At 73.6% G+C, this 3112-nt stretch carries 2 protein-coding genes and 1 pseudogene; all 3 read right to left on the reverse strand.

All coding sequences use genetic code 11. The features are described 5' to 3' along the window. Window positions 1–340, reverse strand: a pseudogene (locus C2142_RS41185) (endoglucanase); the annotation flags it as partial. Between the two features lie 13 nt (window positions 341–353). Next, the gene (locus C2142_RS36900; RefSeq protein ID WP_148647248.1) at window positions 354–2639 is read right to left on the reverse strand and encodes a glycoside hydrolase family 3 N-terminal domain-containing protein; all 2286 of its coding nucleotides are present in this window, start codon (window positions 2637–2639) and stop codon (window positions 354–356) included. Window positions 2640–2725: 86 nt separating this feature from the next. Continuing rightward, window positions 2726–3112 (reverse strand): ABC transporter permease subunit (locus C2142_RS41190; RefSeq protein WP_241003038.1); only part of this gene is annotated, 387 nt, incomplete at its 5' end.

Consider the following 3112-nt stretch of genomic DNA (forward strand, 5'->3'; position numbering starts at 1 on the left):
GCAGATGTCGCGGGATGTTGTACGCCACCAGGATCGGCCGCTTGCCGGCGGCGGCGGCCGCGCCGACGTAGGCCCCGGTCGCCGTCCCGATGGCGCCGCTCCAGTTGCCGAACCAGCGTCCCATCGGCACGTTGGCGATCGACGCCTGGATCGCGGGGGCGCGGCCGTCGCCGCTGTGGGCCTTGACCCACTGCTGCGCGCTGGAGTCGGGGTCGGCGTAGAAGCCGTTGGTCAGGGCGGTGGGGTCGGCGGCGTGGGCGGTCCCGGGGTGGAGCGCGAGAAGGACGGTGGTCAGGGCGGGTGCCATGAGCAGGGACAACCGGCGGCTCGATCGGCGCATGGGGGTTCCTCCGCTAGGGGGTGGGGGTGGGGGGACGGACGGTGACGGTCGGGTGCAGTCGGCGGGTGTGGTCGAGCGGGCGGACCGGGCCGGTGAGGTGCAGCGGCACGGTGAAGCGCGCGTCGGTGCTGGAGGCGGAGATCCGCAGCTCCAGCGCGCCGGGTTCGACGATCCGCCGGCCGTCGCGGCCGGTGAAGGAGGCCAGGTCGGCCGGGAGCGTCAGCTCCACCCGGCAGCCGGCTCCGGCGTCCAGCGGGATCCGCCGGTAGCCGACCAGCCGCTGCACCGGCTGCACCACGGCGGCCACCGGGTCGTGCAGGTAGAGCTGCACCACCTCGGCGCCCGCCCGCGCGCCGGTGTTGTGCAGCTCGAAGGCGAGCCGGAACTCGCCGTCGGTGCCGGTCTCGGCCACGTCCACGTCGAGCCCGGACCACGCGAACTCGCTGTAGCCGAGGCCGTGTCCGAAGCCGAAGGCGGGTGTCGGATCGCTGCTGGAGACGTCACTGACCTGGGCCAGCCGTGCGGCCAGGTAGGTGGACGGCTGGACACCGGGATGCGCGGGGACGGAAACCGGCAGCCGTCCGGACGGGTTGACCCGCCCGCTGAGCACGCCCACCAGGGCCTGGGCGCCGGCTTCGCCGGGGAAGAAGCACTGGACGATCGCTGCCGCCTCGGTGGTCGCGCGCCCGAGCGCGTACGGCCGCCCGGCCAGCAGGGCGACCACCACCGGCGTCCCGGCGTCCAGGAGTGCTTCCAGCAGCTCCCGCTGTCTGCCGGGCAGTTCGAGTGAGGCGGCGTCGCAGCCCTCGCCGCTGGTGCCGCGTCCGAAGAGCCCGGCTCGGTCACCGAGGGCGAGCACCACGACGTCGGCCCGCCGGGCGGCCCGCACCGCCTCGGCGATGCCCTCGGTGTCCTCGCCGTCGACCGTCACACCGCGCACCGTCCGCAGCTCGCCGGCGGGAAATTCTGCCGCCAACGCCTCGCGTACGGTGGGGAGTCCGATACCGAGCGGGGTCTTCGGGTGCTGGGTGCCGACGTGCACGGGGAACGAGTAGCAGCCGAGCAGGGCGGTGGGTTCGTCGGCATTGGGACCGATCAGCGCGATCCGGGCGGGGGCACCCAGCGGGAGGACGCCGTCGTTGCGCAGCAGCACCACGGCCTGTCCGGCGAGTTCGGCGGCGAGCGCGCGGTTGGCGGGCCGGTCGAGGTCGACCAGGCCGCGTAGCGCATCGGGTTCGCTCAGGTCGATGTCGGCGAGGGCGGCGGGGACCGGGCTCCAGTCCGGGTCCAGCAGCCCTAGCCGGACCTTCTGCACGAGGACGCGCCGCACCGCGCGGTCGATCAGCTCCTCGGGGACGGTGCCCGCCTCGACCGCGTCGAGCAGCGGCTGCCCGAACGTCTTCACGGTCGGCAGCTCGACATCGACGCCGCTGGTCAGGGCCTGTCGGGCGGCGTCGGACCAGTCCTCGGCCACGCCGTGCAGCGTCTTGAGGAAGGCGATGCCGAAGTAGTCGGCGACGACCGTGCCGGTGAATCCCCAGGTGTCCCGGAGCAGGCCGGTGAGCAGGGCCTCGTCGGCGGCGGAGGGCAGGCCGTCGGTGTCCGTGTAGGCGGGCATGACGGAGCGGGGCCGCCCTTCGCGGACGGCCATCTCGAAGGGCGGCAGGATGACGTCGGCGCGTTCGCGCGGACCCATGGAGACGGGGGCGAGGTTGCGTCCGGCGCGGGAGGCCGAGTACCCGGCGAAGTGCTTGAGGGTGGCGACGATCCCGGCCGATTCCAGGCCCTGGACGTAGGCGGTGGCGACGGTGCCGACCAGGTACGGGTCCTCGCCGATCGTCTCCTCGACGCGTCCCCAGCGGGCGTCGCGGACCACGTCGAGCACCGGCGCGAGACCCTGGTGCACCCCGACGGCCCGCAGGTCGCGCCCGATCGCGGCGGCCATCGTCCGGACCAGCTCCGGGTTGAAGGTGGCGCCCCAGGACAGCGGCACCGGGTAGGCGGTGGCACCCCAGGCGGCGAAGCCGGCCAGGCACTCCTCGTGGGCCAGGGCCGGGATGCCGAAGCGGTTGGCGGCGATGATCCGCTGCTGGCTGCGCAGCACCGAGAGTGCGCCGAGCGCGGGGTCGACCGGGGCGGTGCCGAACGGCCGGGTCAACTGGCCGAGTCCGTACGGCAGCAGGGTGTCGAGGTCGGGCGGCCGCTCCATCTCGTGCTGGTGCGGGGCGACTTCGCCGCCCTCGCCGCCGGCGCCCACCCAGACGCCGACCAGTTGGGCGGTCTTCTCCCGCAGGGTCATCGCGGAGATCAGGGCGTCCGCCCTGGCTTCCGCGGTGAGCGTGGTGTCCCGCCACGCGGGCGCGGGCTCGGGGTCGCGGTGGTCGTTCACTTTCCTCCCACACCCATCAGGCCCTGGACCAGGGCGCGGCGGGCGAACAGGTAGACGGCGAGGACGGGGAGCACGGACAGCACCACGGCGCTGAGCAGGCCAGGCACGTCCACACCGTGTTCGGTCTGGAACTCGTACAGGCCGAGGGTCAGGACCTTGTTGGAGTCGGACTGGGTGAGGATCAACGGGAAGAGGAAGCCGTTCCAGGCCTGGAGCGCGGCGAAGACCACGATCGAGGACAGGCCGCCCCTGGACAGCGGCAGGACCAGCTGCCGGAACACCCGTGCCGGGGACGCGCCGTCCATCGTCATCGCCTCGTACAGTTCGGGGCCGATGTCGCGCATCGCACCGGTCAGCACCAGGGTGCAGACCGGCAGGCAGAA

Source organism: Streptomyces sp. CB01881 (genome assembly GCF_002953255.1).
In the GTDB taxonomy this organism is placed as follows: Bacteria; Actinomycetota; Actinomycetes; order Streptomycetales; family Streptomycetaceae; genus Kitasatospora.